Genomic DNA, 25,046 nt, shown 5'->3' on the forward strand with positions numbered 1-25,046 from the left:
CCCTGCCGTTATGGTGCTAGCTGTGAGCACAGTCGCAATTCCTCCGCCGTTGGTCGACCGCCGTGACATGAGCGCCCAGTGGTTCACCCAGGTCCTGCGGCACTGCGGCGCCCTCGCCGACGGCTCGGTGACGGCGGTGACCGCAGCGCCGATCGGCACCGGCCAGGTCGCGGACACGCTGGTGTTCACCCTGAGCTACGACCGGGCCGATTCGGGCGGGCCGCCCAGAGTGGTGGCCAAGCTGCCGGCCGAGGATCCCAACAGCCGCCAGGCCGCTGTCATCCAGCGGCTCTACGAGCGCGAGGTGCGGTTCTATCAGGACCTGCACAACCGGACCGCCGTGACGACGCCGGGCTACCTCTACAGCGACATCGACACCGCCACAGGCCAGTTCGTCCTGCTACTCGAAGATCTGACACCGGTGGCCGCCGTCGACCAACTCAGCGGATTCACCGTCGAACATGCCCGCCGCGCTCTGGAACAGGCGGCAGCGTTGCACGCTCCGTTCTGGGGCCGGCCCGAGTTCGACGACTACGACTGGCTCAACCACAGCCGCAACACCGCCGACATGCTGGCGCAGCTGGTTCCGCTGCTGATCGGGCAGTTCTGCGAACGCTACGACGCCGAACTGGGCCCCGACATCGTGGACCTGATGCGTCGGCTCAGTGCCCACGCGGCTAAACCCGCCGCGCCGCCGCAGGGCCCGATCACCGTCGTACACGGCGACTTTCGCACCGACAACATGCTTTTCGACGGCAAGAGCGGCGAGGTGCCCGTGGCCGTGGTCGATTGGCAGACCGTGGACCGGGGCAACGGATTGACTGACGTCGCCTTCCTGCTCGGCACCGCACTGGATCCGCAGCTGCGGGCGGCACACGAGCAGGAGCTGGTCCGCTGCTACTTCGACGCGCTGACCGCTGCCGGAGTGTCCGACTATGACTGGGCGCAGTGTTGGACCGACTACTGCCGTCAGGCGTCCTACGCGGTGTTCTTTCTGGCGCCGGCCGCGATGCTCGTCGAACGCACCGAGCGTGGCGATGAGATGTTCGTGACGATGATTCGCCGGGCCTGTGCCCAGATCAGCGATCTGGGCACCGAAGCACTGTTGGACGGATAGCGGATCGTCGTGTTGACACCCTTTGACGACTACCCCGTCCATCAAACTCCGACGGCGCTGGCACACGCCGGCAACGGCCATCCCGACCACTACGACCGGTTCTGGTTCAACGGCTACACCGAAGACTTCTACTTCGCCGTGGCCCTGGGCATCTATCCGAACCGCGGCGTCATCGATGCCGCGTTCAGCGTGGTCAGCGACGGCGTGCAGCGTTCGGTATTCGCCTCCGGTCGTGCTCCGTTGGATCGCACCCAGACGGCGATCGGCCCCATCAGGATCGAGATCATCGAGCCGCTGCGGATCAACCGCGTGGTCGTCGACGCACCCGAGTACGGGTTAGGCGCTGACATGACGTTCTGCGCGCGCACCGCCGGCTACGAGGAGCCCCGCCAGACGCGCTACCTCGGCACGCGATTGGCCATCGACATGACGCGTGCCTCCCAGTTGGGCCGATGGTCGGGATCGATGACCGTCAATGACGCGACACAGGTCTTTGACGATCGGGCCGTCTATGGCACCAAGGACCGATCGTGGGGGCTTCGTCCGGTCGGGCTGCCGGCATCGGCGGCACCCGAAGCGGCGGCCGGCCAGCTGTTCTTTCTCTGGGCTCCTTTGAATTTCGAGGACGTCGGGGTGCACTACCTGACGTTTGAGGATCAGACGGGGGAGTCGTGGGCACGAAGCGGAGTGGTGCTGCCCACCCTGGCGCCCGGCGATCCGGTCTACGGCCCGCAGAGCCGGGTTGAGCATGTCGATATCGCTCACACGATCGATTGGGCACCGGGCCTGCGCCGCTCCCAGGGGGCGCGGTTGGATTTCCAGCGCAGCGATGCCGCGGAAAGCATTGAGCTACAGCCGTTGCTGACCTTCCGGATGAAGGGAGCCGGCTACTTCCATCCCCAGTGGTCGCACGGTCTATGGCACGACGAGCTCGCGGTCGGGGGAGAGCAGACGCCGGTCGAGGAGCTCGACAACCTCTCGCTGGACAACATTCACGTCCAGCAGGTCATGCGCGCCCGGTGGGGTGAGCGGACCGGTATCGGGGTGCTCGAGCAGCTGGCCATCGGCCCGCATAGCCCCAGTGGGTTCACCGGCCTGGTGGATGTGCCCGCCGCCGGCTGATCCGGTGGTCGCTAGCCGACTTTCGCTTCCTTCTTCAGCTCGTCGCGGGCTAAACGACGGTCACGCTGCTCCTCAAACCTGATCACCTGACACTCAAGGTGTTCCAGGTACGTTGCGAGCTGCTCACGGCGTTGCTCGCCGCGAGCCGTGAAATCGTTGCGTTCGAAGATCCGCCACTTGCGCAGCGTCGGTCGCACGACTTCGTCCAGATGCTGGCGCGGGTCGTAGATACCGTGCTTGGCCATCAGCACCCCGTTGCGGCGGAAGTTCGGCATGCCCTGGCCGGGCATCCGGAAATGCTCCACAACGTTGGCAACCGCCTCCAGGGCTTGATCGGGTGCGAGATCCAATGCTGCGCTGCACACGTTCCGATAAAAGATCATGTGCAGGTTCTCGTCGGCCGCCACGCGTTGCAGCATCCGGTCTGCGATGGGGTCATTGCACACCTTGCCGGTGTTGCGGTGACTGACGCGGGTGGCAAGCTCTTGGAACGTCACATAGGCGACCGAGAGCAGAAAATCGGTCGCGTGTCGTTCTTCCTCTTCGGCGGTGGCCGAGAACCCGTTGGTCACGTGCTGCATGCGTGCTTGTTCGAGCGCCACCGGGTCGACGCCGCGGGTCACCACCAGGTAGTCGCGGATGACGATGCCGTGGCGGTTTTCCTCGGCGGTCCAGCGCCCAACCCATGACGCCCAGGCGCCGTCGACGGAAAAATACTTGGCAGCCTGACGGTGATACGAGGGCAGGTTGTCCTCGGTGAGCAGGTTGGTGATCATCGCCGCCTTCGCGACGTCGCTCAGTTGCGACTGCTCCGACGACCAGTCGGTGCCGCCCGACCGCGCGAAGTTGCGGCCACGGTCCCACGGCACGTAGTCATGCGGATTCCAGTCGGTGGTGACCGACTCGTGCCGGTTCACATTGGCAGCAGCAACCGGCTCCAGCTCAGTGAGCATCTCCAGGTCGGTCAACTGCCTCGACATCGCATCCCCTCTGTTGCACTCGGGACGCCCCCAGCCCAACGCAGCCTAACCTATTCGAGTCACAGAACGAGATTGCTGAAGCAGGTGAGCGGGCCGTCGTGGTCACCGATTTTGAGGTTCCGTCACGGTGCACGGGGCGGCGGGCTGCGTAACACTGCCCGCGGGGCGCTGCGCTCAGGTGTGGCTAAGGGTCCGTTCCCGAAATCCGGGTGATATCGAGTTTCGACGTTGACCTGCACACCGTCACGCATCCCGGATTTACCTCATCCTGACCACCGGGGGAAATATGACAGTGTCGGATCGAATCCAGGAGAGCTTGACCGTGCCGGTTAAGAATTGTCGGTTGACCGTTTCGCCTGCCGGCAGCGGGGCTCTGGTCGCGGCAATTGAGGGCAGGATCACTCGGCGTCCGCGTGTCGGGACGACAATCAGCCTGGTGGGCGGATGTTCCCTCGAGCGCACCGCCCACCAGGCTGGCTGCCCTAAGCCAACGCGGACCTGACGATCAACGAGTCACCGTGCCCAGCATCAGTGATGAGCATGGGCGTGGATTTCCTGCTGACCCTCTTGGTGCACATGCGGATGGGTGTGCGTGGTCCCGTCAGCGTGGGTGTGTGCATGCTCATGCTCGATACGGCCCTGCTCGTGGGTGTGGCCCGGGTCTTCCTGGTCGCAGTTGGTGGTGTGTGACATCGGGATCGGCTCCTTCGTTGCGGTTTGACCTGACCAACCCCACGTTACCAGAACACTTGAATAGGTCTTCATATGTTACCTGATAGGTTAACCTGGCAACCATGGGACACGGGGTTGAGGGCCGACGCCGCCCGGTGGGCGAACTTGACGCCGAGTCGGCCGCGCACGTAGCGACCACCCTGCAGGCGTTGGCCACCCCGAGCCGGCTGCGGATCTTGACTACACTGCGGCAAGGCCCGCTGCCGGTGGCCGAGCTGGCGGATGCAGTCGGCATGGAACACTCCGCGGTGTCACACCAGTTGCGGTTGCTACGCAACCTCGGCCTGGTCGCCGGCATGCGCAACGGCCGCAGCATCATCTACAGCCTCTACGACAACCACGTCGCTCAGCTACTCGACGAGGCCATCTACCACAGCGAGCACCTCCGCCTAGGCCAACCCGACCGCCCCCAATCGGCAGGCTGAGCCTGGCGGCGATGCCCGGCATTATCCGATCCGAGAAAAGACGAGAGCGGGTCAGGGCGATTTTGAGAATCTGACTTTCTACGCCCGAAAGCCCTGCACCCGAAGATGATTCGGCGAGCGATCCCATCAGGATCCATCCAGCCGCACCGCACGGTTTCGTCACTGTGACGTATTGACGCGCACAGAGCGGAAGGGCAAGGGGGCGACCCGAGGCGGGCTCCTGTCCGTTGACATCCGATGTGATGTATTGCCACCGTATCTGCGGTATCGGCGTGTCTTTGCCAATCTATCCGAGGTACCGCCGGTAGCGTTGTTTAGGTGAGTGTGGCGCCGGCGGCGCTATGGCCGCAGGTCAACGGTGGCGTTGAGGTGGAATTCAACTCCTCCGGGGGTTCTTCGCGCTTGCCGCTGGCGGAGTGTGCCGCAGTGGCCTTTGAGTTGGACTGCTCACCCGTGCGTGGTTTCCCAGCGTTTCGCGGGCAGGGCAATTATCCAGGCCTGTGGTGGTTTTCGACGACTCGTGAGCACGTTGGGTACGAGTCGTGGTCGGAGCGTGACCATTTGATCGCGCTGGACGCCGATCCCGCGGTGGTTGGTGTTGCGTCGCAGCCGTTCCGGCTCCATTGGGGTGACGGCAGGCACCACGTGCCTGATTACTTCGTGCGGTTGTCCGACGGAACGGCGACGGTTCTTGACGTGCGGGCCGATGACCGAATATCGGATGCTGATGCTGAGTTGTTCGACCGGTCCGAGCAGGCGTGCCGTTCCCTGGGATGGGCCTATCGGCGAGCGGGCGTTGCGGATCCGGTCGTGACGGCGAATTTGCGCTGGTTGTCTGGGTATCGGCATCCACGGGTGTACCGCCCGGCGGTCGCCGCAGCGTTGGAGGCGGTGTTCGACTCGGCGCGGCCGCTGATGACCGGGGTGAGACCGGTCGGTGAAGCGATCATGGTGTTGCCGGTGCTGTTTCACCTGTTGTGGCACCGGCGACTGGGCGTGGATCTTTCCGCGGCTGTCTTGACCGAGGAGTCGATCGTCGGGCCCGCGTTGTCACGATGACGGGTATGCGGTCGGGTGTCATCCGCGAGGGCGATGAAATCCGGTTATCCGACGGCGTATTCACGGTTGTCACACTTTCGGGCAGTTCAGCCAGGCTGACCGATGCGGTCGGCGGGCAGTCGGTGGTACCGCTGTCTCGGCTGCTGGGCGACCCGGCGTTGGAGTTGGTGTCAGGATCGCGACCGGCTTTGTGTTCCGAAGAAGCGTTGGCCGGGGTGCCCGAGGCTGCCGCCGAGCGGGCCCGCTGGTGGGAACGGCACTTGATCGAGGTGTTGACGGGTCGACGGGTTGATTCCGAGGCGGGTAGCCGGCCGCGGCCGGAGTTCGATCCGGCGTCGCGTTCGTTGCGGCAGCGCGAATTGGCCAAGCTCGCCGAGCTGCGCTCGGCTGGCCACGAGATCAGCTTGTACACGTTGCAGCGGCAACGCTATGCCTACGAACGAGACGGCCTGCTGGGGGTTGTGGATCGCCGGCACATTCCCCGGCGGGCGATGTTCGGCCGCGTCGACGAGCGGCTGGTGGCCGCAGTGCGGCAGGCCATCGATGACGAGACCGACGTGTCGACCGGGACGGTGAGCCGCCTGCAGCGACGGGTGACCAAATCGCTGGTGGCTCAATACGGTGCCCAGGACGCACCGGCGATGCCGTCTCAGCGGACGTTCTATCGTCTGGTGAAGAGGCTGTCGGAGGGCCGGCACACGTTCGGGTCCGCGCGCACCCGGCGTTCGTTGTCCAAACAGCCCGACGGCCCGTTCGGTGCGCTGACGGTGGCGCGCCCCGGCGAGGTGGTCGAGATCGATTCGACCCCCCTGGATGTGCGGGTGGTCCTCGATGACGGCACGGTGGACCGGGTCGAGCTGACCGGCATGGTTGACGACGCGACCTGCTCGATTCCGGCCGCGGTGTTGCGGCCCACGACCAAAGCGGTCGACGCGGCGCTGCTGCTGGCCCGAGCGTTGACGCCAGAACCGATGCGGCCGGAGTGGTCCGATGCGCTGCGGATGTCGCGGTCGGTGCTGCCGTATCGCTGTTTGACCGGCGTGGATCAACGGTTGGCCGATGCGGCCGCCCGGCCGGTGATCGCCCCGGAGACCGTAGTGTGCGACCACGGGAAGGCGTATCTGTCGCAAACCTTCCGGCAGGCGTGTTGCACGTTGGGGATCAATCTGCAGCCCGCCCACCCGGATACGCCGACCGACAAACCCAAGATCGAGCGGACCCTGCAGTCGGTGGCCACCTTGTTCGCCCAGCATGTCGCCGGGTATGTCGGCTCCAGCGTCGAGCGGCGCGGCAAGAACGCCGAACAGGACGCAGTGTGGTCGATCGTGGAGCTGCAAGCCCTGCTGGATGAGTGGATCGTCGCGGTATGGCAAAACCGGCCCCACGACGGCCTGCGTGACCCCGTCACCCCGGGCAAGGCGTTGACGCCCAACGAAAAGTACGCCGCCTTGGTCGAGGTCGCCGGGTATGTTCCGGTGCCGCTGTCGGCCGAGGACTACATCGAGTTACTGCCGTCGTGCTGGCGGCGCATCAATTCCTACGGGATCCGGGTCAACAACCGCAGCTACGACGCTAAGGCACTCAACCCCTACCGCCGCCAGCACTCGGGGGTGGAATCCAAGAAGGGCCAGTGGGAGGTGCACTACGACCCCTACGACGTGTCGCGGATCTGGGTGCGCAACCATCACGACGAGGGCTGGCTGGCCGCGACCTGGACGCATTTGCGCAGCCACCCGGTACCGTTCGGCGAATTGGTATGGCAGCATGCGCGGTCCGTGCTGGCCCAGCGCGGATGCGATCAGGCCACCGAAGCCGAGATCGCCCGCGCGGCCGATGACCTGCTCGACCGGGCCGCGCAAGGCCCCGCCCCCACCCGACAGGAATCCAAGGATCGCAGGGTGGCGGGTCGAACGCGAGCCACCGCGACACCGGCCTGGCCCCGCCCGCCGGATACCGCAGAACCCTGCGATGAGGAGCCGCCGCCAGGCGGTGACGAGGACGCCGACGACATCGAGATCGCCCAAGTCATTCCACTACCGGTGTTCGATGCACGCAAGGAGGCTGAATCGTGGCGGCTGTGAACACTTTTGCCCCGGTGAGCCAACTCGAGGACCGGCGCCAACCCACCACCACGCTCGAGGGTTGGCGCCGTTTCGTCGATGCCGATCCACCCGAGTTCACCCTGTTACCCGATGAGCAGTGGAGCACCCTGTCGGAGACCGAACGGACCAACTACAACGAAGCCCGGGTAGCGCATCACAGTGAACTGGTCGTGGTCACCACGTCGGCGATCCAGCGCATCACCAACGAAGGCCGGCTGCTGACCCTGCTCAACCAACGCGAGATCGGCGCCCGGCGCGGGCTGATCATTTCCGGGGCGGCCGCGACCGGCAAGACCACCGCGGTCAAACAACTCGGCCGATTCCACGAACTGCGTATCAGGACACGATTCGCCGACAAGTCCCGGATCCCGATCGTATACGTGACCGCGCCCCCGAAAGGCTCGGCGCGCAAACTCGCGATGGAGTTCGCGCGATTCCTGGGCCTTCCGCCGATGCAACCGCGGATGAATGTCACCGATATCGCCGACGCTGTCTGCCAGGTCCTCATCGACGCCCGAACCGACATCGTGATCGTCGACGAGATCCACAACCTCAACCTCGATACCCGGGCCGGCGAGGAACTGTCCGATCACCTGAAGTACTTCACCGAACACCTGCCCGCCACGTTCGTCTACGCCGGCATCGACGTCGAGCGCTCCGGTGTGTTCACCGGCACCCGCGGACGCCAGCTCGCCGGGCGCTGCGGTGTGATCAACACCAGCCCGTTCCCGTACGCCGGGGAATGGAAGTCGCTGGTGGCCGCGATGGAAGGCACCCTGCGGTTGCACCATCACACCGCGGGAACGCTGGTCGCCGAAGCCAAATACCTGCATCGACGCACCGGCGGAATGATCGGCAGCCTGGCGCACCTGATCCGCTCGGCTGCGATCCGCAGCATGCTCGACGAAACCGAGAACCTCACCAGGGATCTGATGGACACGGTGCTCATCGACTACGCAGCCCAAACATCGGCGCAACGCCATGCCAGCTGACGTATCAACCCCACCGGCGTGGCCGCAGGGGCCTGCCGCGCCACTACCGCGCACCGTCACACCGTTTCGTGGCGAAACGGTGCAGTCCTATCTTGATCGGCTCGCGCACGCCAACCACCTAGAACCCCGAGGTCTGCGGCGCTACCTGGCCGACGGTCCAGCGATCTGCCGTCCCCGGCCGGACTGGTTGGCAACCGCCAGCGGCCAGCCCGTGGGCATCCTTCACGCCCGGCTCATCGGGCTGGCCGCCCCCGACCGCGACACCACCCGCCAACGCCGCCACGCCCGGCCCGCATGCCGCCTGTGCATGGCACGCCGCGGTGTCTATGAGCCGGTCTACTGCTGGTTGCCCGACTACGCGACCGTCTGCTGCCGCCACCGCCGATGGATCGGTGCAGGCACCTCCACCCTCGACGATCAACGCGATCTGCGCTGCGCCCCCGCGGTGATCGCCGCAGCGCAGCGCCATGCCCGACTGGATCGGTGTCACGGCGACGCTGCGCGCTTCGCGGTCAGGGATGCCGCGCGGATTCACCGCTGCTGGGCACGCAGCACCAGCCCGTTTACGCTGCCGCCTGCCCGCGCCGACGCCGACACGCACATCGGCGCCTACCCGGACCTGATCGCCTTGGCCGCCATCCTGGCCGGCGCTCATCGCCGGATCTGGGGCACCGCGCCAGCCACACCCGCCCGTGCCCGCGCCGTCGATGCGGTCTACGTCAACGTCAGCGCCCGGTTTCCCCAGCACCGCGACCAAACCCGCCCCATCGAACAGTGGATCCACGATCAACAACTCAGCGCCACCCGCCGCGCACACCACTTCGACGCGTGGAAACCACGACCAGGTCAATCCCCGCGATCACCGTGCCCGGCTGGGCCAGCTGGGCGGCGTCAGGGCTGACGGCGGCGTGTGGAGCCATGGCACAATTCAGCCCTTGCTGACATATCAGTATCGGCTGTACTGTTTGGTGCATGCTGACGTGTGAGACGCGGGAATCGGCGCTGGCTCGGCTGGGCCGAGCGCTGGCGGATCCGACGCGGTGTCGGATTCTGGTGGCACTGCTCGATGGGGTGTGCTACCCGGGCCAGTTGGCTGCGCAGCTGGGGTTGACACGGTCGAATGTGTCCAATCATTTGTCGTGTTTGCGGGGCTGCGGGCTGGTCATCGCGACCTATGAGGGCCGGCAGGTTCGCTACGCGCTGGCCGACCCTCACCTCGCCCGTGCTCTGGGCGAGCTGGTCCAGGTTGTTTTGGCGGTGGATACCGACCAGCCCTGTGTCGGCGAGGACGCCGCATCGGGCGCAGCCGAGGCCACCGTTGGTCGATGACCATCAGTGGCAGCGATCCGGTGACCTTGAAGATCGCGGTCGCTCAATCGTAGTGAGTTGGCAGAACAGAAGGGATAAGCAGTGGCTATACATGGGTTCGTGGCCAAAGCAGCCGGGACAGTGTTCACCGGGCTGGTCGGGGTGAGCGCCTACGAGGTGCTGCGCAAGGCGGTGGGCACGGCGCCGGTTCACCGGGCAGCGGTGACCGTGACGGAGTGGGGACTGCGCGGAACTCGGAGCGCAGAGGTAGCAGCGGAGTCGGCCCGGCTGAAAGTCGCCGACGTGGTCGCCGAAGCCCGCGGACGCATCGGCGACGATGCCCCTCGGCCGCCCGCCGCCAAGGCTGACGATGACGACTGCTGCCAAGTGATGGGTTAGCCGTTTTCACGGGGAAAGGTCGATTGTGCCTACTGCTGAGGTTTCCTCCGATCACGGGGCCGCGCTGGTTGTCGTGTCTGCGGGTGCGCGACGAATACGGGTGCGTGCTAACTGGTTTCGGTTCGACGCGGTGCGGGCTGTCGCGATCGAGGACTCGGTCGCCACGGTGGCTGGTGTGGATGCGGTCCGCGCGTATCCGCGCACGGCTTCCGTGGTGGTCTGGTATTCACCCGAGCGCTGCGACACCGCTGCCATTTTGTCGGCGATCGCCGCCGCCGAGCACATCCCTGCCGAGTCGGTGCCCGCCCGGGCGCCGCACTCGGTCGAGGGAGGCAACCCCGGTGTGGTGCAGAGAATCCTCGACTGGAGCGAGCGGACGCTATCCGGCGAGCAAGCTGACAGGGTTTCACAACGACCAGTGCAACGAAGCGATGGCTGCTGCGACCACGACGACAGCCACCCTGAGTCGGAGCGGCTGTGGGGCGTTGTCAAGCTGCGGCGGGCCGCGTTCTCCGGGGTGGTGCTGACAGCCTCACTGGTGACGGCGTGGCTGACTCCATTCGGGCCGGTGGCGTTGGGATTGAAAGTCGTGGCGCTCGCGGTGGGCGCTTCGACGTTCGTGCCCTCAACCGTTAGGCGACTGACCGAGGGCCGTGTCGGTGTCGGCACGTTGATGACGATCGCCGCGCTCGGCGCTGTTGGACTCGGTCAGGTCGGCGAGGCCGCGATGCTGGCGTTTTTGTTCTCCATCAGCGAGGGTTTGGAGGAATACGCGGTGGCCCGTACCCGCCGCGGCCTGCGTGCTCTGCTGGCGCTGGTGCCGGATCAGGCCACGGTCTTGCGCGCAGGTGTCGAAACCGTGGTGGCCGCAGCCGAACTGCGCGTCGGTGATCAGATGATTGTCAAACCCGGGGAACGCCTGGCCACCGACGGCATCATTGTTGCCGGGCGCACCGCCCTGGACGTCTCGGCGATTACCGGCGAATCGGTGCCGGTAGAGGCCGGACCCGGTGATGAGGTGTTCGCCGGGTCGATCAACGGGTCCGGAGTGCTGCAGGTGGAGGTCACCGCGACCGTTGAGGACAACTCGTTGGCGCGAATCGTGCAGATCGTGGAAGCCGAACAGGCCCGCAAGGGCGCCAGCCAGCGCCTGGCCGATCGGATCGCGCAGCCGTTGGTGCCGGGCATCATGATCGCCGGGGCGCTGATCGCCGGGACGGGCAGCATCTTCGGTAACCCGCTGGTGTGGATCGAACGCGCTCTGGTGGTGCTCGTCGCCGCGTCCCCGTGCGCGCTCGCCATCGCCGTGCCGGTGACCGTCGTGGCGGCAGTCGGTGCCGCCTCGAAGATCGGGGTACTGATCAAGGGCGGTGCCGCGCTGGAAGCCCTGGGCACCATCAGTGGGATCGCGCTGGACAAAACCGGAACTTTGACCGCCAACCGGCCCACCGTCATCGACATCGCCACCACCAACGACGCCACCCGCGAAGAGGTGCTGGCGGTCGCGGCCGCGCTGGAAACCCGCAGTGAACACCCGCTGGCCGCGGCCGTCCTGGCCGCTACCCAAGCGCCGGTGGCCGCCGCGAGTGACGTGCACGCCGTTGCCGGAGCTGGGCTGACCGGCCACCTCGACGGGCAAGCCATCCGGCTGGGCCGGCCCGGCTGGATCGACCCCGCCGACCTCGCCGATCACGTAGCGCACATGCAACAAGCCGGGGCCACAGCGGTGCTCGTAGAACGCGATGACCGGCTGCTCGGTGCCATCGCCGTGCGCGACGAACTACGCCCAGAAGCTCCCGAGGTCATCACCGCGCTACGTGCCGGCGGCTACCAGGTGACGATGCTCACCGGCGACAATCACGCCACCGCGGCGGCGCTCGCCGCCCAAGCCGGCATCGAGCACGTCTATGCCGAACTGCGCCCCGAGGACAAGGCTCACCTGATCGCAGAACTGGGCGCTCACCGGCCCACCGCGATGGTCGGCGACGGCGTCAACGATGCTCCGGCCCTGGCCGCCGCCGACCTGGGAATCGCGATGGGCGCCATGGGAACCGATGTCGCGATCGAAACCGCCGACGTCGCCCTGATGGGCCAAGACCTGCGGCACCTGCCCCACGCACTAGCACATGCTCGACGCTCCCGGCAGATCATGGTGCAAAACGTCGGACTCTCCCTGGGCATCATCACCGTGCTCATGCCGCTGGCGATGTTCGGAACCCTCGGCCTGGCCACGGTCGTACTGGTGCACGAGCTTGCCGAAGTCGTCGTCATCGCCAACGGCGTACGCGCCGGACGCATAACGCCTCTTGCGGGGCCAGCACGAGACACCCGGCGGCAGGACAACTCAAGGTAGCGGCGGCCGTCACTGAATCCGAGGCATCGCAGGTCAGGCCCTCAAGCGCTGCCTCAGCCACAACGACAACGGACAACAAACACCCCGCCGAGCGCATCCAGGGCCGCGGGCACCAGCCGGTAGTACGCCCACTTGCCGCGCTGGGTTCGGTCGAGCAGGCCGGCCTCGACCAGGATCTTGAGGTGATGCGACACCGTCGGCTGGGATAGCCCCACAGTAGCGGTCAGGTCGCATACACACGCCTCGGCGCCCTCATGGCCCGCGATCATTGACACAAGCCGTAGCCGGGTCGGTTCGGCCAGCGCCTTGAGCACGCCGGCCAGCCGCTCGGCGGCGGCCGCGTCGAGTACGCCGTCGGTGATCGGGCTGCAGCACGCCGCAACGTCAGCGACCAGCAACGAGTCATCGCGTTCGGTCGGGGAGGCGATCGCGGCGGGCATGGCCCCAGTATGACACACGCATTGACAGTCATCGATGTTTCCCGCACACTGCTCACATAGATGTCTGTCGATGGAAAGAGTAGGTGCGATGACCGCCGAACACAATGAGCTGCGTGATCAGGTCCGGGCCAGCTACGGCGCCGCCGCCACCGCGATCAGCGGGGGCGCTACCAACAGCGATGTGCTGACCGCCGCGAGCTGCTGCGGGTCCAGCGACTCAGCCGATATCGGGACCATCTTCGGCGCCGGTCTCTACGGCGACGACGAGCACTCCGAGATTCCCGCTGAAGCGGTTGCGGCCAGCCTGGGTTGCGGTAACCCGACCGCGGTCGCTGACTTGCACCCCGGAGAGCGGGTGCTTGACCTGGGTTCTGGCGGCGGGATCGACGTTTTGTTGTCGGCGCGCCGGGTCGGCCCGGACGGGTTTGCTTACGGCGTCGACATGACCGACGAGATGCTGGCCTTGGCGAGGCGGAACGCCGAAGAATTCCGAGCCAAGGCCGGTGTCACCAACGTCGAGTTCCGCAAGGGCACCATCGAAGACATCCCGCTGCCCGATGCCGCCGTCGATGTGGTGATCTCCAACTGCGTGATCAACCTGTCCGCCGACAAACCGGCCGTGATCGCCGAGATGTTCCGGGTGCTGGTCCCCGGCGGGCGGATCGGGATCTCCGACGTCGTCGCCGAAGACCACCTCAGTTCGGCCGAGCGCGCCGAACGCGGCTCCTACGTCGGCTGCATCGCCGGAGCGCTGTCCCGCCAGGAGTACCTCGACGGACTGGCCGCGGCCGGGTTCACCGATGCCACGGTCACGTTCACCCACCAGGTGGCCGAAGGGATGCACGGCGCGATCATCCACGCCACCAAACCCGCCGCATCGTCTGATTGAGACAGCCGCAGCGAACGACCGCGCCACCGCGCCCCGACCCACCTCACGTTGACAGCTGCCAGTGAAGCGGTACGCCGCTCGCGCCACGGGAGAGAAACCTCATGAGTGACACCGCCATATCGACTGCTGCACCCGCAGTGGCCGCCAAGCTGTCCACCCTGGACCGGCTCTTGCCGGTATGGATCGGGGTAGCGATGGCCGCCGGCCTGCTGCTGGGGCGGCTGGTGCCCGGCCTGGGCGCGGGCCTAAGTGCCATTGAGGTCGACGGAGTCTCGCTGCCCATCGCCCTTGGGCTGTTGGTGATGATGTATCCGGTGCTGGCCAAAGTCCGCTACGACCAGCTCGGCGAGGTCACCGCCGACCGCAAACTGCTGGCGTCCTCGCTGGTGTTGAACTGGCTGATCGGGCCGGCGGTGATGTTTGCCCTGGCGTGGCTGCTACTTCCCGATCTGCCCGAATACCGCACCGGGTTGATCATCGTCGGGCTGGCCCGCTGCATCGCCATGGTCATCATCTGGAACGACCTGGCCTGCGGGGACCGCGAGGCCGCCGCAGTGCTGGTCGCGTTGAACTCGATCTTTCAGGTTCTCATGTTCGCCGCGCTGGGCTGGTTTTACCTGTCGGTGCTGCCGGGCTGGCTGGGCCTGTCCCAGACCGGGATCGAGGTCTCCCCGTGGCAGATCGCCAAATCGGTGTTGATCTTCCTCGGCGTCCCACTGTTGGCCGGGTACCTGTCCCGCCGCCTAGGCGAACGCGCCAAAGGCCGCACCTGGTACGAGTCGCAATTCCTGCCCCGCATCGGCCCCTGGGCACTCTATGGACTGCTGTTCACCATCGTCATCCTGTTTGCCCTTCAAGGTGATCAGATCACCTCCCGGCCTTTCGATGTCGCCCGCATCGCGGTGCCGCTGCTGGCCTACTTCGCGATCATGTGGGCCGGCGGCTACCTGCTCGGCGCCCTCCTCAACGTCGGGTACGAGCGCACCACCACGTTGGCGTTCACCGCTGCCGGCAATAACTTCGAACTCGCGATTGCCGTCGCGATCGCCACCTACGGCGCCACCTCCGGGCAGGCCCTGGCCGGGGTCGTGGGCCCGCTCATCGAAGTACCGGTGCTGGTCGGACTCGTCTACGTGTCCCTGGCGCTGCGTACCCGCCTCTTCGGACCCGAGTCCCAATCACGCAGTGCCCGCTGATGGCCGACAAACCCAGCGTCCTGTTCGTCTGCGTGCACAACGCCGGTCGCTCCCAGATGGCGGCCGCACTGCTGATCCACCAGTCCGGTGGCCGCATCGAGGTCCGTTCCGCGGGCACCGAACCCGCCGACCAAGTCAACCCGGCGGCCGTTGCCGCGATGGCCGAACTGGGCATCGACATCACAGCCAACAGCCCCGCGGTGCTCACCGCCGACACGGTGCAAGCCAGCGACGTCGTGATCACCATGGGCTGCGGAGACACCTGCCCATACTTCCCGGGAGTCACCTACCGGGACTGGAAACTGCCCGACCCCGCCGGCCAAGCCCTTGAGGTCGTCCGCTCCATCCGCGACGACATCGCCAACCGCGTCCAGACCCTGATCGCCGAACTGCTACCTGGCACCACTACATAACCCAAACCCACAGTCACCGAAACCTGTTGCGCCACTGAGATCCCCCCGGGTTATCCAACGCGGCAACGGCCCATGAAATGCTGGTCGACTGTCTGGCCGTACCCGGGATCGATACGGCGATCGCTGAGCGTGCCGGCCCGTCTCCGTCACCGTCGATACTGATCGGCGGGGCCGAGGTGATGCGTCCCGATCCGCCCCCGATGGGTCGGTTTGGGCCTGCCCGGCCGCCACGTGATGCTGAGCTAGTGGCCGCGAGGGGCGTACATGATCACGGCAACGCCTACCAGGCAGGCCAGGGCGCCGATCACATCCCAACGGTCGGGTCGGAACCCGTCGAGGGCCATGCCCCACGCCAGCGAGCCGGCGACGAATACGCCGCCGTAGGCGGCCAAGATCCGGCCGAAATGGGCATCGGGCTGCAGGGTGGCGACGAACCCGTACATTCCTAGCGCGATGACGCCGAGTCCCGCCCAGAGCCAACCACGTTGCTCGCGGACGCCTTGCCAGACAAGCCAGGCACCGCCGATTTCGGCGACCGCAGCCAGGACGAATAACAGGATTGAACGCGCCACCATGATTGCTGATCTTAGGAGACCGTGCCGGGGCATCGGGGCGTCCCCGGCTTCCGGACGCGGCAGCCCCACAACCCGATCGTCGACCCGTGCGCGTACCCGTGACAGACACCTGCCCCGCACACCATACTCAGAGAGCCAACCCACGGGAACCGACGTGAACACGGCAATGCGTTGGCGTTCAAATCGAATGCCGCACTGCCGGTTCAGTCAGTTCTTCGAGAACTGGGCACTCGGCACTGGACCCGCTCACGCAGGCAGCACCGGCATCCTCGATCAACCCCGCAATACTGTGCTCAAGCGCACGGATCTGAGGCGCCGCAGGTCAAACGGCCAGCAGCGCCTCAGATCAAACGACAGCGGACAGCCAGATCAAAATGTCGCCGCTAAAGCGCAGGGGCGGGTGCGTGGTTGTGTCGTCGTCGTCATGACTTAACTCCTCGCTAGACAAGGTTGATGACCAACGCGGGGTGCACCAGCAGCACAACGCCAAGGATTACGAGCACCGCCCCCGTGACGCGCGTGAGCCAATCGCCGAAGGAGGCGACTCGCTCCAGCCAGATCACCACCGAGAGCGCCAGCATCCACGCCAATTGCATGGTGCCGAAGGCGATCATGACTACGAACAGCATCCAGCAGCTGCCCAGACAAAAGACGCCGTAGCGCCCACCGGCACGAAGCGCCCGGGCCGGGCTGTCGTGGTACTTGCCGCACGGCGGGGAAACCGACAATGGCCAGTAGCAGTGCCGCAGGCACGCTGCTTTCAGCGGCGTGAGCTGATAGATCCCGGCGGCCAGCGCTATGGCGCCGGCCAGGCGGCCGACCCACGGTGATCCGTGTGCCAGTGGCCCGTTGAGGTGGCTCCACGCCCAGAAGGCGGGGATCCCGGTGGCGCTCCACAGGGCCAGGTATCCGGCGACGAAGACGATCGCTGGAGCGGCGCTGCCGGTGGCGGCGCGGGCGTAGGCGCGAACGACGGGCAGGACCGCAGGAAGCATCATCGCGGCCATCATGGCCACCCACGCGATGAGGAAACCGGCGAACGACATCATTGGCGCGGTCTCCATGGGCATTCCTGGCTCGGTGTCCATAGACATGGCGTCGCCGGTCATGCTGACCACTGACCACCACCAGCCCACCCCCGCCACACCCAGCAGGGCGGCCGGCAACCACGCATCAGTCCATGACCACTCACGCATTTCGGTGCTGTTCATGGTCTAGTGGCCGGGACCGACGGTGGCGTCGGCATCCAGGTCGCTTTCCAGAATCCAGCACACCGTGGACTGGTCATGTTCGGTGGGCGCGGCGTGCGCCGCGTGGTCGAGAAGGGTCTGCAGGTGGCCTTCGAGGGCGACCAGTTCGGCGATCTGCGCGCGGACTTGGTCCAGACGGGTGTGCAGGACCTGTTGCACGTGCCCGCACGGCACCTCACCGCGGTCGTGGATCGCCAGGATTTGGCGCACCTTCTGCAAGGTCAGCCCGGCGGCTTGGCCCCGATGGATGAACCGCAGCCGATCCACGACCTCGGGCCCGTAGTCGCGGTACCCCGACGCCGTGCGTGCCGGTGGCGGGAGCAGCCCCGCGTTCTCGTAGAAGCGAATGGTTTTCGCGCTGGTATTGCTGAGTTTCGCTAGTTCGCCGATCTGCATGGAACCCATCCTTGACCTTCCACTGTACTGGAAGGTCAAGGATGGGTTCGTGTCGCTCCGCAGCGACCGTGGCCGACTGGTCACCGTTTGGCGGTGCAACGACGGGAAGGGAGTGCTTGGTATGGCGTGGCATGGGTTCTTGATGAAGGCGGCGCCCACGGTGGTAACCGGGGTGGTGGGGGTTGCGGCGTATGAGGCAGTGCGCACGGCCGTGGCGAAGGTTCCGTTGCGCACGGCAACCGTTGCTGTGACCGCGTGGGGCATCCGGGCCGCCCGCGAAGCGCAGCGCACGGCCGAAACGAACACGGAACAGATCCGATTGACGGTCGCCGACGTGGTTGCCGAGGCACGAGAGCGCGCCGGAGAGGACACCGAACCGGCGATCGTGACGAGCCCGGGCGACGGCCATGACGACTGAGGTCCTGCCGGCCGCCGACGCCACGGCGACGGTCGTATCGGACGCGTCCGGGCGGATGCGGCTGCGCATCACCGGATTTCATGTCGATGCGGTCCGGGCCGTCGCGATCGAGGAGACTCTGGCCACGGTGCCCGGTGTGCAGGCGGTGACGGCCTATCCGCGCACGGCATCGGTGGTGATCCAGTATTCGCCGCAGCGCTGCGACACCGCGGCGGTGCTGTCGGCGATCGGCGTAGCCGAGCACATCCCTGCAGAGTTGGTGCCCACCCGTGCCCCGCATTCCGGCGATGCGCGCACCCCCGGGGTGGTGCGCAAGGCCATCGGTGGACTCCGCCGATTACTGGGCGCCCGGCCCGATAGCGACGCGCCGCGCGACACCGAGGGTAGTGGCGGCTGCGGGCAGGGACAGGGCGGTGCGTGCGGCACGGCGTCCTCGGGTGAACTGAACAGGCGTGAGCAGCGGAACTGGTTGCGGCGGTTGTGGCTGGCCATGCCGTTGGCGCTGCTGGCGTCGGTGTCGACGATGGTGTTCGGCGCCTATCCGTGGGCGGGGTGGTTGGCGTTCGCGGCGACGGTACCGGTGCAATTCGTCGCCGGGTGGCCGTTCCTGCGCGGCGCGGTGCAGCAGGCGCGGGCGGGAAGCGCCAACATGGACACGCTGATCACACTGGGCACATTGACCGCATTCGGCTACTCCACGTATGAGTTGTTCGCCGGTGGCGCACTGTTCTTCGAGACGGCGGCGCTGATCATTGCGTTCGTGGTGCTGGGTCGCTATTTCGAGGCCAGATCCACGAGCAAGGCGTCGGAGGCGATCGGCAAGCTTTTGGAGATGGGCGCCAAGGAAGCCTGCCTGCTCGTCGGCGGGCAAGAAATTCTCGTGCCGGTTGATCAGGTACAAGTCGGAGACCTGGTACGGGTACGGCCTGGGGAGAAGATCCCGGTCGACGGCGAGATCACCGACGGGCGCGCCGTCGTCGATGAGTCAATGCTGACCGGCGAGTCCGTCCCGGTCGAAAAATCGGTGGGCGACCGTGTTGCCGGTGCGACGGTCAACATCGACGGGCTGCTGACCGTGCGCGCCACCGCCGTCGGCGCCGATACCGCGCTGGCGCAGATTGTGCGCCTGGTCGAGCAGGCACAGGGCGGCAAGGCGCCGGTACAGCGACTGGCTGACCGGGTCTCGGCGGTGTTCGTCCCGGCCGTCGTCGGGGTTGCCGCGGTGACGTTTGCCGGGTGGACGCTGATCGCCGCCAACCCGGTCGCCGGTATGACCGCCGCGGTGGCGGTGCTGATCATCGCGTGCCCGTGTGCGCTGGGCCTGGCCACTCCCACGGCGATCACGGTCGGCACCGGCCGCGGCGCGGAGCTGGGGATCCTGGTCAAAGGCGGCGAGGTGATGGAAGCGTCGAAGAAGATCGACACCGTGGTGTTCGACAAAACCGGCACGCTGACCCGCGCCCAGATGCGGGTCACCGATGTGATTGCCGGCAAGCGGCGCCAGCCCAATCTGGTGCTGCAGATCGCCGCCGCGGTCGAGTCGGGCTCCGAGCACCCCATCGGCGCGGCGATCGTCGCGGCCGCGCGCGAGCTGGGGTTGCAGATTCCGGCCGCCACGGCGTTCGCCAGCCTCGCCGGCCACGGGGTGCAGGCCCAGATCGACGGCCGCACCGTGCTGGTCGGACGTCGCACACTTGTCGACGACCACGAGCTGCTGCTGCCTGAGCACCTTGCGGCGGCGGCCGCCGAACTCGAAGAGCAGGGCCGCACCGCGGTGTTCGTCGGCCGCGACGACCACGTTGTGGGCGTGCTCGCCGTCGCTGACACGGTCAAGGACGACGCCGCCGACGTGGTCGCTCAACTGCACGCCATGGGCTTGCAGGTCGCCATGATCACCGGCGACAACGCGCGCACCGCCGCCGCGATCGCCACACAGGTCGGCATCGATCACGTCCTGGCTGAGGTGCTGCCGCAGGACAAGGTCACCGAGATCGAGCGGCTACAAGACCAGGGGCGGGTGGTCGCGATGGTGGGCGACGGCGTCAACGACGCCCCCGCGCTGGTGCAGGCCGATCTGGGCATTGCGATCGGCACCGGCACCGACGTGGCCATCGAGGCCTCCGACATCACGCTGATGTCCGGCCGGCTCGACGGTGTTGTGGAGGCGATCGCGCTCTCGCGGCAGACGCTGCGCACGATCCACCAGAACCTTGGCTGGGCCTTCGGCTACAACACCGCCGCGATCCCCCTAGCCGCACTCGGTCTGCTCAACCCGATCATCGCGGGAGCGGCGATGGGGCTCTCCTCGGTCAGCGTGGTCACCAACTCGCTGCGGCTACGCCGCTTCGGCCGCCACACCCGACAAGGATCGCCCCAGACCGCCCACATGGTGGACATCCCAGATAGCGCGACGTGGGATTCGTGAAGCCAGTAGGTATGCCACAACATCGGCGCTCATTCACCCCGCAGTATCGAGTCACGGCCGCGCACATGGTGATCGACGGGCAGCGGCGAGTCGCTGAGGTAGCCCGCCAGCTAAACGTGGACACGAGCCTGCTGCATACATGGGTGCGCGATGAGCGGTGGCTGATGTCCCAGGCCCGCAGCGGTGACGGCCAGCGGCCAGATGTCGCTGGCGAACAGCCGCTTTCGGTCCAGGAGCGAGCGGATTTGGTCCGGCTAGGGCAGACCGCAGCCGAGCAGGCGCAAGAAATGGCCGGCATAGACGCGTCTCGGCACACTTTGCGACCGCAGCAGCGGCGAGCCGCGGCTTGAACTCGCCGCAAGGGAGTGCGCCTGCCACGGCGTACCCGAAATCGCCGAGCTACCGGGCGCGTCGAACTCCGGCTGCAACTGTCACCGGGTCGCGAAAATTGACCCACCTGAGATGCTAATGATGGGTGTTGGGAGACCGTGGGATGCGGATTGAGATTCTGAGCAGCCCGGGCTGTCCGAACGCGGCAACGGCCCATGAAATGCTGGTCGACTGTTTGGCCGTGGTCGGGATCAACACGGCGATCGTTGAGCGGGTCGGACCCTTTCCGTCACCGTCGATACTGATTGACGGCACCGATGTGATGCGTCCCGATCGGCCGCCGACGGGTGACGTCTGTCGGTTGGATCTGCCCAGCCGTGACGTCATACTGACCGCGCTGCGACGGGCGATTGCGGCCGAAAGCTAGTGGCCGCGAGGAGCGTACATGTTCACGGCAACGCCGGCCAGGAAAACCAGGGGCGCCAAGCACGTCCCAGCGGCCGGGTCGGAACCCCTCGAGGGCCATACCCCACGCCAGCGAGCCGCCGACGAACACGCCTCCCCGTAGGCGGCCAGGATCCGGCCTATTTACCTCAGATCAGATGACAAACCACCCGCAACAGGATCGCCATTTGATCTGAGGCACCGCAGGTCAGACGCCCGCACCTGCCTCAGATAGAACGACAACGGACAGCTCCGCCCGAGTCGAGCGGGCGCGAATGGCCGCGGGCGCATCCAGGCGGCCAAGGATAGACGCCGGATCCTTGATCGCGCGGCAGGCCGCCGCGGTGCCCATACGGCTTGCACATCACACAGTCACGCAAGGTGGCCGGCAGCTTTGAGGTGAAGACAACGACGACGCCGGCCCCGTCCGGCCACACCCAGCGGATAACCCTAACGCCGATAACCTACATTATGTCAAGTTAACCACTGCATATTGCATCAGATGAATCACTGCCTGACCTCATGCCGGTCACCGCTCCTCCCGTCGCCTTCGGTTGCGTTGCAAGACGTTCCGCCCGCAGTCCCTGTAGCGCGGACGTGTGTCGGCCGCACTGCCGGCCACACCCGGGGGCGTTCCAGCGACACGCTGACCTGGGGCCTTGACTTGATGATGCAACAGATGAATCATTGATTCATCTGTTGATACCAGTTGGCAGGAGTTTCAGGTGGCAGTCGACGACGTCGGACGTGCATATCTCGTTGACGCGGTCAGGCCCCTGCACCCCGAAGAACAGACAGTCGCCGAAATGCTCCAGGGCTGGCGCAACCAGCAACTCAGCCGCAATCTGCAGTTCGAGACTATCGACGCCCGCATCAAGCAGGTGCAGCGCTTCATCGAGCACTCGAACGAATTCCCATGGACCTGGACCGTCGCCATGGTCGACGAGTTCTTCGGCGATCTTCGAAGTATCCACAAACTCGCCCAGTCGTCGATCCGTTCGTATCAGGTCGGCCTACGACAGTTCTGCTCCTATATCAGCAATCCGGACTACGGCTGGGACCGCGTCTGCGAAGCACTGTTCGGAACCCACCCATCCCAAGTCTTCTTCGACTGGAACACCGCTCGCCACGTCCAGGAGAACGAGGCCCAACCCGAGAAACGCGCATTCACCAAGCGCGAACTTCAAGACTTCTTCGATCATGCCGACGAGCAGGTATCTGCCGTCGTAGCTTCGGGCAGAAAGGGTTGGCTGCCCGCATACCGCGACGCCGTGATGTTCAAGATCGCCTACTCGTATGGGTTGCGGTTCAACGAACTGGCCCACTTGCAGACGGTCGACTTCGCAAGGAACCCCCACGCTAAGGAGTTCGGAAAGTTCGGCCTGGTTCATGTGCGATACGGCAAAGCGAAGAAGGGCTCCCCGCCGAAGCGGCGCAGCGTCCTGACAGTCTTCGACTGGACACCCGAAGTACTGGTCGACTGGCTGGAGAATGGTCAGCCCCATATGGACGACGGGATCGACCTGTTCCCCAGCGAACGTGGAAATCTCGTCTCGGAAACCACCCTCATCAGGCGGTTCCGCCGCTACTGTGACGATCTCGACCTCTCGCCCGGCCTCGACCTCCACTCGTTCCGACGGTCCTATGCAACGCACTTGCTCGAAGCCGGCTGGGACGCGATGTTCGTCCAACACCAAATGGGCCATGAGCATGCGTCGACCACAGCGATCTATAGCTGTGTCAGCAGCGACTACCGCACCCGGACGCTGCGAAATGCGCTCGACGCCACTATCGCCGCAGCGCTTCAGCCGAAGCAGAACGGCGGCGCCGGATGAAACGCGATGTCGATTACCAATGGCGGCTCGCCGAGCTTATGGCGGGTAACCAGATGCACAACAGCACCGACCTCATCCCACGGCTGAATGAACGCGGCATCACGCTGTCACGGCCACAGGTCTACCGACTCGTCCACCAAAGACCCGAACGAGTTTCTCTGAAGCTAATCGCCGCACTCTGCGACATCTTCGACTGCGGCCCAGACGATCTCGTCACCGTTACTGCCGCGGACGCCCGAAGGAAGGCCGCCAGCGCCGGCCGAGAGAACGTCGTAGAACTGAACAAGACCATCCGCCCCAAGCGTGCTCGGATCCTCAGCGATGACGATTGAACCGCAGCGCCGGAACACCGTTCGCGGGGGACCCAAGGTCACGGACGGATCAATGGAGTGCGCTCGCTGTCACCGCGAGATGCGGCGCACGGCAGCAACATGGCCAGACGGCCGCATCTGCAACTCCTGCTACTACGAAGCAACCAGCCTCTACGGCGACTGTCCCAGCTGCGGATTCCACCGCCTTTTGCCCGGCCGACTGGACATCGGCGATCAAGCGGTGTGTCGAGACTGCGCACGTATCCGCCAGAACTTCCACTGCACGTCGTGCAACGACGAGCGGCGACCCTACCGCGGCAACGTATGCGCACGTTGCAGCCTCCGCGAAGACCTTGAGCGAGCGTTCCTCCACCCGGACTCCCCCGCGAGCTTCACACATCTCATCGACGCCCTGTGCGCAGCCGATCGCGCCGAGAGCATAATCACTTGGAAACGATCGGACAAGGTTCAGGCACTCCTTCGCTCCCTCGGAGGCGGCACCACTCCCCTCACCCACGACGGACTGGACCAGTACGAGCCCAGGGGCCGGCACGTCGAGCACCTTCGGGCCATCCTTCAGCACCATGAGGTGTTGCAGGCCCGTGACAAGTACCTTGCCTACTTCGAGCGGTGGATCGACGACAAGCTCCACCCAGTATCAGACCCCGAGATCGCCAGACCGATCAGACAGTTCGCCACCTGGCACCACCTCAAACGAATCAACGATATTGCGCTCGCCGGAAAGCCAACCCGTGGGCCCGTTCACGCCTCGAAGCAGGACATCACCGAAGCACTGAAGTTCCTTGAGTGGCTTCGCGACGAACACGGACGGACCATCGCCAACTGCACACAGCAAGATGTGGACCAGTGGGTCACAACCGGTCCGACAACGCGGCACCTCATCCGGACATTCATCATCTGGTGCGAAAAAATGCGGGTCAACCGATCAATCACCCTCGGGCATCGGCAGGCCAAGACGGTCCGAGCGCTCACGCAAGACCAGCGACTTGAGTGGATTCGCGAGCTCCTGTCCGGCGACAGCGAATCGCTCCCCTACCGCGTCGCCGGAACCCTGCTACTCCTCTACGCCCAGCCACTCGTGAAGGTCGCAGCCATCCCGATGAGCAAGGTGCTCGTCGCTCCCGAGGGACTCTCGCTGGTCCTCGGTGTTACTCCGTCGCCCGTCCCCGAGCCCTTCGCTGACCTGCTCAAGAGGCACATCAATAGCCGGCCCAACCTCCGAACCGCTGGGGCAGACAATCCTTGGCTCTTTCCGGGAAACCGACCCGGCGAACACCTGCACCCCAACACCGTCATGGACCGTCTGCGGCGCCTCGGCATCGACCTGCTCGGCGCTCGAAACATCGCGTTGCGCGAACTCGTTACCCAGGTGCCTCCTCCGGTCGTGGCCGAAATGCTCGGCTACAGCGACCAAGTGGTACATCGGCATGCGGAACTCGCTGCGCAGCCATGGGGCAGGTACGTACCCGCATCTAGGCCAAGCACTTGATGACTCGACCAAAGGACACGTGACT

At 65.8% G+C, this 25,046-nt stretch carries 24 protein-coding genes and 2 pseudogenes; 19 read left to right on the forward strand and 7 right to left on the reverse strand.

The features are described 5' to 3' along the window. The first annotated feature begins 22 nt into the window (after window positions 1-22). Entirely contained in the window at window positions 23-1,117 is a 1,095-nt protein-coding gene (locus tag ACZYY4_RS09830; protein WP_463809799.1) for a phosphotransferase family protein, read from the forward strand. 9 nt (window positions 1,118-1,126) lie between these two features. Next, on the forward strand, window positions 1,127-2,239 hold the full coding sequence (locus ACZYY4_RS09835; protein WP_463809800.1) for an Rv3169 family protein: 1,113 nt from the start codon (window positions 1,127-1,129) through the stop codon (window positions 2,237-2,239). A gap of 11 nt (window positions 2,240-2,250) precedes the next feature. Here the strand turns inward: ACZYY4_RS09835 and ACZYY4_RS09840 are convergent, their stop codons facing one another. Both ACZYY4_RS09840 and ACZYY4_RS09845 read right to left on the reverse strand, forming a co-directional pair. Then, window positions 2,251-3,219 (reverse strand): acyl-ACP desaturase, encoded by a 969-nt coding sequence (locus ACZYY4_RS09840; protein WP_463809802.1) that lies wholly within the window; start codon window positions 3,217-3,219, stop codon window positions 2,251-2,253. A gap of 528 nt (window positions 3,220-3,747) precedes the next feature. Next, window positions 3,748-3,912, reverse strand: a complete 165-nt coding sequence (locus tag ACZYY4_RS09845; RefSeq protein WP_463809803.1) for a hypothetical protein — start codon at window positions 3,910-3,912, stop codon at window positions 3,748-3,750. Between the two features lie 101 nt (window positions 3,913-4,013). On the opposite strand from ACZYY4_RS09845, the gene ACZYY4_RS09850 reads away from it, so the two are divergent. The 8 genes from ACZYY4_RS09850 (at window position 4,014) to ACZYY4_RS09885 (ending at window position 12,589) form a co-directional block, all read left to right on the forward strand. Further along, window positions 4,014-4,376: an ArsR/SmtB family transcription factor gene (locus tag ACZYY4_RS09850; protein ID WP_463809804.1), complete on the forward strand. Its 363-nt coding sequence runs from the start codon at window positions 4,014-4,016 to the stop codon at window positions 4,374-4,376. A 408-nt stretch (window positions 4,377-4,784) separates the two neighbouring features. After that, window positions 4,785-5,435 (forward strand): TnsA-like heteromeric transposase endonuclease subunit, encoded by a 651-nt coding sequence (locus ACZYY4_RS09855; RefSeq protein WP_396879274.1) that lies wholly within the window; start codon window positions 4,785-4,787, stop codon window positions 5,433-5,435. A 5-nt stretch (window positions 5,436-5,440) separates the two neighbouring features. Further along, entirely contained in the window at window positions 5,441-7,516 is a 2,076-nt protein-coding gene (locus tag ACZYY4_RS09860) for a Mu transposase C-terminal domain-containing protein (RefSeq protein ID WP_224860251.1), read from the forward strand. Next, window positions 7,504-8,529: a TniB family NTP-binding protein gene (locus ACZYY4_RS09865; protein WP_007172501.1), complete on the forward strand. Its 1,026-nt coding sequence runs from the start codon at window positions 7,504-7,506 to the stop codon at window positions 8,527-8,529. The genes ACZYY4_RS09860 and ACZYY4_RS09865 overlap by 13 nt, the downstream gene beginning before the upstream one ends. A gap of 79 nt (window positions 8,530-8,608) precedes the next feature. Next, on the forward strand, window positions 8,609-9,430 hold the full coding sequence (locus ACZYY4_RS09870) for a hypothetical protein (protein WP_065018912.1): 822 nt from the start codon (window positions 8,609-8,611) through the stop codon (window positions 9,428-9,430). A 71-nt stretch (window positions 9,431-9,501) separates the two neighbouring features. Continuing rightward, on the forward strand, window positions 9,502-9,858 hold the full coding sequence (gene cmtR / locus ACZYY4_RS09875) for a Cd(II)/Pb(II)-sensing metalloregulatory transcriptional regulator CmtR (protein ID WP_007170255.1): 357 nt from the start codon (window positions 9,502-9,504) through the stop codon (window positions 9,856-9,858). An 81-nt stretch (window positions 9,859-9,939) separates the two neighbouring features. After that, window positions 9,940-10,236, forward strand: a complete 297-nt coding sequence (locus tag ACZYY4_RS09880; protein WP_033718759.1) for a DUF1490 family protein — start codon at window positions 9,940-9,942, stop codon at window positions 10,234-10,236. Between the two features lie 64 nt (window positions 10,237-10,300). Further along, complete coding sequence (locus tag ACZYY4_RS09885) at window positions 10,301-12,589, forward strand: heavy metal translocating P-type ATPase (protein WP_033718775.1); 2,289 nt, start codon at window positions 10,301-10,303, stop codon at window positions 12,587-12,589. Window positions 12,590-12,642: 53 nt separating this feature from the next. On the opposite strand, the gene ACZYY4_RS09890 is transcribed toward ACZYY4_RS09885, so the two are convergent. Then, complete coding sequence (locus ACZYY4_RS09890) at window positions 12,643-13,029, reverse strand: ArsR/SmtB family transcription factor (RefSeq protein ID WP_007170252.1); 387 nt, start codon at window positions 13,027-13,029, stop codon at window positions 12,643-12,645. A gap of 88 nt (window positions 13,030-13,117) precedes the next feature. Here ACZYY4_RS09890 and arsM point away from each other — a divergent pair, with 88 nt between their 5' ends. Together arsM and arsB are read left to right on the forward strand one after the other, a co-directional pair. Continuing rightward, window positions 13,118-13,918: an arsenite methyltransferase gene (gene arsM, locus ACZYY4_RS09895; RefSeq protein ID WP_007170251.1), complete on the forward strand. Its 801-nt coding sequence runs from the start codon at window positions 13,118-13,120 to the stop codon at window positions 13,916-13,918. Window positions 13,919-14,019: 101 nt separating this feature from the next. Further along, window positions 14,020-15,527, forward strand: a pseudogene (gene arsB / locus ACZYY4_RS09900) (ACR3 family arsenite efflux transporter). A 242-nt stretch (window positions 15,528-15,769) separates the two neighbouring features. On the opposite strand, the gene ACZYY4_RS09905 reads toward arsB, so the two are convergent. The 3 genes from ACZYY4_RS09905 to ACZYY4_RS09915 form a co-directional block, all read right to left on the reverse strand. Then, a complete protein-coding gene (locus ACZYY4_RS09905) occupies window positions 15,770-16,102 on the reverse strand; it encodes a YnfA family protein (protein WP_007170248.1) in 333 nt (110 codons plus the stop codon). A 440-nt stretch (window positions 16,103-16,542) separates the two neighbouring features. Next, window positions 16,543-17,313, reverse strand: a complete 771-nt coding sequence (locus tag ACZYY4_RS09910; protein ID WP_007170247.1) for a DUF2182 domain-containing protein — start codon at window positions 17,311-17,313, stop codon at window positions 16,543-16,545. Window positions 17,314-17,316: 3 nt separating this feature from the next. Next, window positions 17,317-17,748 carry a heavy metal-responsive transcriptional regulator gene (locus tag ACZYY4_RS09915; protein ID WP_007170246.1) on the reverse strand — a complete coding sequence of 144 codons (432 nt, stop codon included), beginning with the start codon at window positions 17,746-17,748 and terminating at the stop codon, window positions 17,317-17,319. Window positions 17,749-17,869: 121 nt separating this feature from the next. Between ACZYY4_RS09915 and ACZYY4_RS09920 the strand changes: the two genes are divergently transcribed. The 4 genes from ACZYY4_RS09920 to ACZYY4_RS09935 all read left to right on the forward strand — a co-directional run bounded on the left by ACZYY4_RS09920 (window position 17,870) and on the right by ACZYY4_RS09935 (window position 21,348). Next, window positions 17,870-18,166: a DUF1490 family protein gene (locus ACZYY4_RS09920; protein WP_033718771.1), complete on the forward strand. Its 297-nt coding sequence runs from the start codon at window positions 17,870-17,872 to the stop codon at window positions 18,164-18,166. Window positions 18,167-18,221: 55 nt separating this feature from the next. Further along, a complete protein-coding gene (locus tag ACZYY4_RS09925; RefSeq protein WP_089150873.1) occupies window positions 18,222-20,591 on the forward strand; it encodes a copper-translocating P-type ATPase in 2,370 nt (789 codons plus the stop codon). Window positions 20,592-20,602: 11 nt separating this feature from the next. Further along, window positions 20,603-20,941, forward strand: a complete 339-nt coding sequence (locus ACZYY4_RS09930; RefSeq protein ID WP_033718757.1) for a transposase — start codon at window positions 20,603-20,605, stop codon at window positions 20,939-20,941. Between the two features lie 143 nt (window positions 20,942-21,084). Beyond that, a complete protein-coding gene (locus tag ACZYY4_RS09935) occupies window positions 21,085-21,348 on the forward strand; it encodes a hypothetical protein (protein ID WP_007172605.1) in 264 nt (87 codons plus the stop codon). Here the strand turns inward: ACZYY4_RS09935 and ACZYY4_RS09940 are convergent. Next, window positions 21,345-21,506 (reverse strand): annotated as a pseudogene (locus ACZYY4_RS09940) (YnfA family protein); the annotation flags it as partial. The gene ACZYY4_RS09935 and the pseudogene ACZYY4_RS09940 sit on opposite strands and share 4 nt — an antisense overlap. Before the next feature lie 584 nt (window positions 21,507-22,090). On the opposite strand from ACZYY4_RS09940, the gene ACZYY4_RS09945 reads away from it, so the two are divergent. The 3 genes from ACZYY4_RS09945 to ACZYY4_RS09955 are packed head-to-tail and all read left to right on the forward strand — an operon-like array spanning window position 22,091 to window position 25,021. Further along, complete coding sequence (locus ACZYY4_RS09945) at window positions 22,091-23,200, forward strand: tyrosine-type recombinase/integrase (RefSeq protein ID WP_064427848.1); 1,110 nt, start codon at window positions 22,091-22,093, stop codon at window positions 23,198-23,200. Beyond that, window positions 23,197-23,532: a helix-turn-helix domain-containing protein gene (locus tag ACZYY4_RS09950; protein WP_020100387.1), complete on the forward strand. Its 336-nt coding sequence runs from the start codon at window positions 23,197-23,199 to the stop codon at window positions 23,530-23,532. The genes ACZYY4_RS09945 and ACZYY4_RS09950 overlap by 4 nt, the downstream gene beginning before the upstream one ends. Continuing rightward, the gene (locus ACZYY4_RS09955; RefSeq protein WP_463809805.1) at window positions 23,522-25,021 is read left to right on the forward strand and encodes a recombinase XerD; all 1,500 of its coding nucleotides are present in this window, start codon (window positions 23,522-23,524) and stop codon (window positions 25,019-25,021) included. The genes ACZYY4_RS09950 and ACZYY4_RS09955 overlap by 11 nt, the downstream gene beginning before the upstream one ends. Window positions 25,022-25,046 lie beyond the last annotated feature (25 nt).

It is taken from the genome of Mycobacterium sp. IDUB_21 (assembly GCF_055419425.1).